The sequence below is a fragment of the Dietzia sp. B19 genome (assembly GCF_014145155.1).
Taxonomy (GTDB): Bacteria; Actinomycetota; Actinomycetes; order Mycobacteriales; family Mycobacteriaceae; genus Dietzia; species Dietzia natronolimnaea.
Genome location: NZ_JAALED010000102.1, coordinates 1 through 6,216, shown reverse-complemented (window position 1 = coordinate 6,216; position 6,216 = coordinate 1). Strand labels below are relative to the sequence as shown.

The window sequence follows — 6,216 nt, the reverse complement described above, 5'->3', positions numbered from 1 at the left end:
CGCGTGCCCCGGTTCGGGCCCGACTCCGCCGCCCGACACCTGTCCGAGGGTGGTGCCGTCCCGCTCGGCGGGGCCGATCCCTCGGGCGCGGCCGGTCGCGACGTCGACACCCCCGAGGACGTCCTGGCACTGACCGGACGCGCCGTGGGTGAGGCCACCGCGGCGGTATTGAGGACCCCCTCCGTGAGTCAACGTGCTCACTCCGCCGGGGTATCGGCCACAATGGTCCGGTGACCGCAGACGACCCCGTGCTCGAGCAACTCCCCCGACCCCGTGACCGCTACCTCAACCGAGAACTCAGCTGGCTCGACTTCAACGCACGAGTGTTGGCCCTGGCGGGCGAGAAGGACCTGCCGCTACTCGAGAGGGCCAAGTTCCTCGCGATCTTCGCGTCGAATCTCGACGAGTTCTACATGGTGCGGGTGGCCGGCCTCAAGCGCCGCGACAAGACGGGTCTGTCGGTCAGATCCGCCGACGGCCAGACGCCCGCCGAGCAGCTCGGCCGGATCAGTGTCCGGACCCGCGAGCTCTGCGACGAGCAGACCCGGTTGTTCCACGACGAGATCAGACCCGAACTCGAGCAACACGGGATCCGGATCCTGCCCTGGGGCGAGCTCACCGCCGACGAGCGGTTCTCCCTGGCGGAGCTGTTCAGGAACTCGATCTTCCCCGTCCTCACGCCGCTCGCCGTCGACCCGGCACACCCCTTCCCCTACATCTCCGGACTCAGCCTCAACCTCGCGGTGATCATCCGCGACATCGGTTCGGGGCAGGAGCACTTCGCCCGGGTCAAGATCCCCCACAACGTGCCCCGGTTCGTCAGGGTCGCCCGGGACGCGGAGGACGAGTACTCGTTCGTGCCCGCCGAGGAGATCATCGCGGCCCACCTCGGCGACCTGTTCCAGGGCATGGAGGTGGTCGAGCACCACGTCTTCCGCGTGACCCGCAACGCGGACATGGAGGTCGAGGAGGACCGTGACGAGGACCTGCTGCAGGCGCTCGAGCGCGAGCTCGCCCGCCGCCGCTTCGGCTCCGCCGTGCGGCTGGAGATCGCCGAGGACATGACGCCGCGGATGCTCCGGATCCTCCAGCACGAACTCGACGTGGACTCCGAGGACGTGATCCGGTTCTCGGGACTGCTCGATCTGACGGGGCTGTGGCAGATCCACGGCCTGGACATGCCCGACCTCAAGGATCCGGCGATGGTCCCCGCCACCCCCCCGGCATTCGGTGAGCGTGAGACCGCCCGGAACATCTTCGCGTCCCTCCAGGAGGGCGACGTCCTCGTCGAGCACCCGTATGACTCGTTCGCGACCACCGTCCAGCGGTTCATCGAACAGGCTGCTGCGGACGAGAACGTGCTGGCGATCAAACAGACCCTGTACCGGACCTCCGGCGACTCCCCCATCGTCAACGCTCTCGTCGACGCCGCGGCGGCTGGCAAGCAGGTCGTCGCACTGGTGGAGATCAAGGCCCGCTTCGACGAGCAGAACAACATCCGCTGGGCGCGAGAGCTCGAACAGGCCGGTGTCCACGTGGTGTACGGCCTGCTGGGACTCAAGACACACTGCAAGACCTGCCTGGTGGTCCGGAAGGAGGGCGACCGGCTACAGCGTTACGCCCACATCGGCACCGGGAACTACAACCCCAAGACGGCCCGCCTGTACGAGGACGTGGGGTTGTTCACCGCGGACGAGGAGGTCGTGTCCGATCTGACGGACCTGTTCAACCACCTCACCGGGTTCTCCAACGTCTCCAAGTACCGACGACTGCTCGTGGCCCCCGAGGGGATCCGCTCGGGGATCATCGAGCGGATCGACCGCGAGATCGGCTTCGCGGCCGAGGGTCGCGAGGCGGGGATCCGGCTCAAGGCCAACGCGCTGGTCGACGAGCAGATCATCGACGCCCTCTACCGGGCCTCGCAGGCGGGCGTGCAGGTCGACATCGTGGTCCGCGGGATCTGTGCCCTGCGCGCCGGTGTCCCCGGGCTCAGCGAGAACATCCACGTCCGCTCGATCCTCGGACGCTTCCTCGAGCACTCGCGGATCCTCAACTTCCGCGGGGCGGACGAGGTGCTCATCGGCAGCGCCGACATGATGCACCGGAACCTCGACCGCCGGGTCGAGGTGATGACCACCGTCACCGACCCCCGGCTCAAGGGTCAGATCCACCGCATCTTCGACTCCGCCCTCGACCCGGCCACGCGCAGCTTCCATCTGAGGCCTGACGCCTCGTGGGCGCGGATGCCCGCCCCCGGGGACCGGTCCGACTCGGTCGACCACCAGGAGCGCATGGCCTCCGTCCACGCGGGGTTCCGGGACCGATGAGCAGGAAGTCGAACGGCGGCCGGACCAGCGTCCGGGTGGTCCCCGCGGCCGGGGCCGTCCTGTACCGCATGGACGGGGGGTCCGCCCGCTGCGCCGTGGTCCACCGCCCCCGGTACGACGACTGGTCGTTGCCCAAGGGCAAGGTCGATCCCGGTGAGTCGCTGCCCGTCACCGCGGTGCGCGAGATCGCGGAGGAGACGGGGTTCTCCGCGGCTCTCGAGTCCAGGATCGGGACCACCGCGTACCCGCTCAAGGAGAACACCCGGAAGGAGGTCACCTACTGGTCCGCGCTCGCGTCCGGGGGTGGCTTCGAGCCCAACTCCGAGGTCGACGACATCCGGTGGCTCCCGGTCGACGAGGCCAAGGAACTGGTCTCGTACGCACTGGACCGCAAGATCCTGACGCGCTTCGCCGCGGCCCGGCCCGTGGATTCTGTCCTCCTGCTGGTCAGACACGCCAAGGCGGGGAGCCGCTCGGAATGGAGTGGTGACGACTCGTCGCGCCCGCTCGACAAGGCCGGACGCACCCAGGCAGAACTCCTGGTCCCGATGCTCAGGGCGTTCGGCGTCCGGAGGCTCCACAGTGCCCCCCGGGTGCGGTGTGAGCAGACCCTGGCCCCACTCGCCGACGAGCTCGGGGTCGGGGTCACACCCGAGCCGGTTCTGAGCGACGAGGCGTACCTCGACGATCCCGCCGCCGCCCGCGCCCGCCTCCTCGAGATCGCCGGCGGCGACGGGGTGGCGGCGGTGAGTTCTCAGGGGACCGCGATCCCCGGCCTCCTGGGCGACCTGGCCGAACGTGCCGGTATCGACGTGGGGGACACCTCGACCAAGAAGTCCGGCGCCTGGGGGCTGGGGTTCGACGGTGGGACCCTGGTGTTCGCCGACTACTACCCGAGCCCGCTCCCCGTGCGGTGAGGCAGGCGCTCAGCTGACCTTGTCGCGGTGGTTGACACCGTTCTTCCCGACACCGCCGAAGGACTGGTGCGAACTGGACCGCTTGGCGGCGAGGCGACCCTCGGGGAGGGTCTCGGTGCCCTGGACGACGGACTTGAAATACTGCCCGGGCCGGAACGCCGGCGAATACGTGGGTGGGACGGGGATGGACTCACCGGTGTGCGGGTTGCGCGCGACCCTCGCCGCGCGTGCGCGCTTCTCGAAGATGCCGAATCCCATGATGGTGATGGACTCTCCGGCCGCCACCGCCCGCACGATGATGTCGAGAGTGTTCTCCAGCGCCTCGGTGGCGAGCTGCTGGTCTCCGTCCATCCGTTCCGCCAGCTCGGCGATCAGGTCGGCCTTGTTCACGAGGGATCCCCCTTAGGGTGAGTACGCCGACGCGGCAGAGCACCGCGTCATACGAAATATAAGCATACTCACACGTTGCCGTCACGGGGAGCGTTCCGGACGTGACTCCGGACCGGTCGGTCAGCCGCCAGGTGCCCGGTCGGTCAGCCGCGACCGGGCAGCGTGGTGACGGGCTTGAAGGTCGGCCTGCGCTGCTCGAACTCCGCGATCGCATCGGCCTGCCGGAGGGTGAGCCCGATGTCGTCGAGACCTTCCATGAGGCGCCAGCGGGTGTAGTCGTCGATCTCGAACGGGACGGTCACGTCCCCCGCGGTCACGGTCCGGGTCCCCAGGTCGACGGTCAACTCGAGGCCCGGACGCTCGTCCATGATCTTCCACAGCAGGTCGACGTTCTGCTGCTCGACCTGCGCGGCCACCAGTCCGGACTTGCCGGAGTTGCCGCGGAAGATATCGGCGAAGCGCGAGGAGATGACGACGCGGAAGCCGAAGTCCTTCAGGGCCCAGACCGCGTGCTCGCGCGACGAGCCGGTGCCGAAGTCCGGACCCGCCACGAGCACCGAGGCGCGGTCGTACGGGGAACGGTTGAGGACGAAGTCGGGTTCGTTCGCTCGCCAGGACGAGAACAGTCCGTCCTCGAAACCGGTGCGGGTGACGCGCTTGAGGTACTCGGCGGGGATGATCTGGTCGGTGTCCACGTTGGACCGGTGCAACGGCGCCCCGATGCCGGTGTGGGTGGTGATCGGCTCCATGATGATCAGGCCCCCTTCGCGGGCTCGAGATCGGCGGGCGAGGCCAGGCGGCCGACGACGGCCGTGGCCGCGGCGACCGCCGGGCTGACGAGATGGGTACGGGCACCCTTGCCCTGGCGGCCCTCGAAATTGCGGTTGGAGGTCGAGGCACAGCGCTGGCCGGGCTCGAGTGAGTCCGGGTTCATCCCGAGACACATGGAGCACCCCGGTTGACGCCACTCGGCGCCGAACGCGGTGAACACCTTGTCCAGGCCCTCCTGCTCGGCGAGCTGGCGCACCTGCATCGATCCCGGGACGACCAGCATCCGGACACCCTCGGCGACCGCGCGGCCGTCGATGATCTCCGCCACGGTCCGGAGGTCCTCGATACGCCCGTTGGTGCACGAGCCCACGAAGACCACGTCCACCGGGACATCGCGCAACGGGGTGCCGGCCTCGAGGTCCATGTACTCGAGCGCACCCTCGGCGGCGACACGGTCGCTCTCGTCCCCGAAGGACTCCGGGTGCGGGACGGTGGACCCGAGGGGCACACCCTGGCCGGGGTTGGTGCCCCAGGTGACGAACGGGGTGAGGGCGGAGCCGTCGATCACCACCTCGGTGTCGAACACCGCGTCATCGTCGGTCCGCAGGCCGGTCCAGTACTCGACGGCGGCGTCCCACTCCTCCCCGGCGGGGGCGTGCGGCCGCCCCTTCAGGTAGTCGTAAGTGGTCTGGTCCGGGGCGATCATCCCGGCCCGGGCGCCGGCCTCGATGCTCATGTTGCAGATGGTCATCCGCGCCTCCATCGAGAGCTTCTCGATGGCCTCGCCGCGGTACTCGATGATGTGCCCCTGACCCCCGCCCGTCCCGATCTGGGCGATCACGGCCAGGATGAGGTCCTTGGCGGAGACCCCCGGCTGCAGTTCGCCGGTGACGGTGACGGCCATGGTCCTGAACGGCCGCAGCGACAGTGTCTGGGTGGCCATGACGTGCTCGACCTCGGACGTCCCGATACCCATCGCGATGGAGCCGAACGCTCCGTGGGTCGAGGTGTGCGAGTCTCCGCACACGACGGTCATGCCGGGCTGGGTCAGGCCGAGCTGGGGCCCGATGATGTGGACGATGCCCTGCCCCGGGTCACCCATCGGGTACGCCCGGACCCCGAACTCCTCGCAGTTGGTGCGCAGCGTCTCGATCTGGGTCCGTGAGACGCGGTCGGCGATGAGGTTGACGGCCCCGCCGACGATGTCGGTCGGGACGTTGTGGTCCTCGGTCGCCAGGGTGAGGTCCGGACGGCGCAGGCCGCGGCCCGCCAGCCGGAGTCCGTCGAAGGCCTGCGGGCTGGTGACCTCGTGGATGAGGTGGAGATCGACGTAGATGAGGTCCGGCTGACGGGCTTCGCCCTCCCCCTCGCCCCTGACCACCACGTGGTCGTCCCAGACCTTCTCCGCCAGGGTTCGGCCCCGGGCACCTCCGGACGGTGTCACACTCATCACGCCTCCAGTCCACGCCCGGGTGTCGAACCGATGGATTCTCACCATGTAGGACGCTATAGTCGAACTGTGAGACAGTATAGCGGGATCGGAGTCCTCGACAAAGCCATGACGGTGCTCCACGCGGTGGCCGAGCAGCCGTGCGTCCTGGCCGACCTCTGCGAGCGCACCGGACTCCCCCGGGCCACCGCCCACCGGCTCGCGGTGGGCCTCGAGATCCACCAACTCCTGTCCCGGGACGACGCCGGCGTGTGGAGCCTCGGCCCGGGCCTGGCCAAGCTCGCCGCGCACGCCGCGGATTCCCTGGCGGAGGCCGCATCCTCGGTCCTGCCCCGCCTCCGCGAGGCCACGGAGGAGAGCG

6 protein-coding genes and 1 pseudogene are annotated in these 6,216 nt (G+C 69.2%); 4 read left to right on the top strand and 3 right to left on the bottom strand.

Annotation, left to right across the window (positions count from 1 at the left end):
• The 3 genes and pseudogenes from G6020_RS04065 to G6020_RS04055 all read left to right on the top strand — a co-directional run.
• Nucleotides 1-234 (top strand): annotated as a pseudogene (locus tag G6020_RS04065) (2-phospho-L-lactate guanylyltransferase); the annotation flags it as partial.
• Entirely contained in the window at nucleotides 231-2,327 is a 2,097-nt protein-coding gene (locus G6020_RS04060) for an RNA degradosome polyphosphate kinase (RefSeq protein ID WP_182609743.1), read from the top strand. The pseudogene G6020_RS04065 and the gene G6020_RS04060, both read left to right, overlap by 4 nt.
• A complete protein-coding gene (locus G6020_RS04055; protein WP_179525500.1) occupies nucleotides 2,324-3,244 on the top strand; it encodes an NUDIX domain-containing protein in 921 nt (306 codons plus the stop codon). The genes G6020_RS04060 and G6020_RS04055 overlap by 4 nt, the downstream gene beginning before the upstream one ends.
• 9 nt (nucleotides 3,245-3,253) lie before the next feature.
• Here G6020_RS04055 and G6020_RS04050 read toward each other — a convergent pair whose 3' ends face one another.
• The 3 genes from G6020_RS04050 to leuC all read right to left on the bottom strand — a co-directional run bounded on the left by G6020_RS04050 (nucleotide 3,254) and on the right by leuC (nucleotide 5,855).
• Nucleotides 3,254-3,634, bottom strand: a complete 381-nt coding sequence (locus G6020_RS04050; protein ID WP_179525501.1) for an HU family DNA-binding protein — start codon at nucleotides 3,632-3,634, stop codon at nucleotides 3,254-3,256.
• A gap of 143 nt (nucleotides 3,635-3,777) precedes the next feature.
• Nucleotides 3,778-4,383, bottom strand: coding sequence for a 3-isopropylmalate dehydratase small subunit (leuD, locus tag G6020_RS04045; RefSeq protein ID WP_182609742.1), 606 nt, complete (start codon nucleotides 4,381-4,383; stop codon nucleotides 3,778-3,780).
• Nucleotides 4,384-4,388: 5 nt separating this feature from the next.
• A complete protein-coding gene (leuC, locus tag G6020_RS04040) occupies nucleotides 4,389-5,855 on the bottom strand; it encodes a 3-isopropylmalate dehydratase large subunit (RefSeq protein WP_182609741.1) in 1,467 nt (488 codons plus the stop codon).
• A gap of 69 nt (nucleotides 5,856-5,924) precedes the next feature.
• Here leuC and G6020_RS04035 point away from each other — a divergent pair.
• Nucleotides 5,925-6,216, top strand: a 292-nt coding sequence (locus tag G6020_RS04035) for a helix-turn-helix domain-containing protein (protein ID WP_182609740.1), incomplete at its 3' end; no start/stop codon positions are given.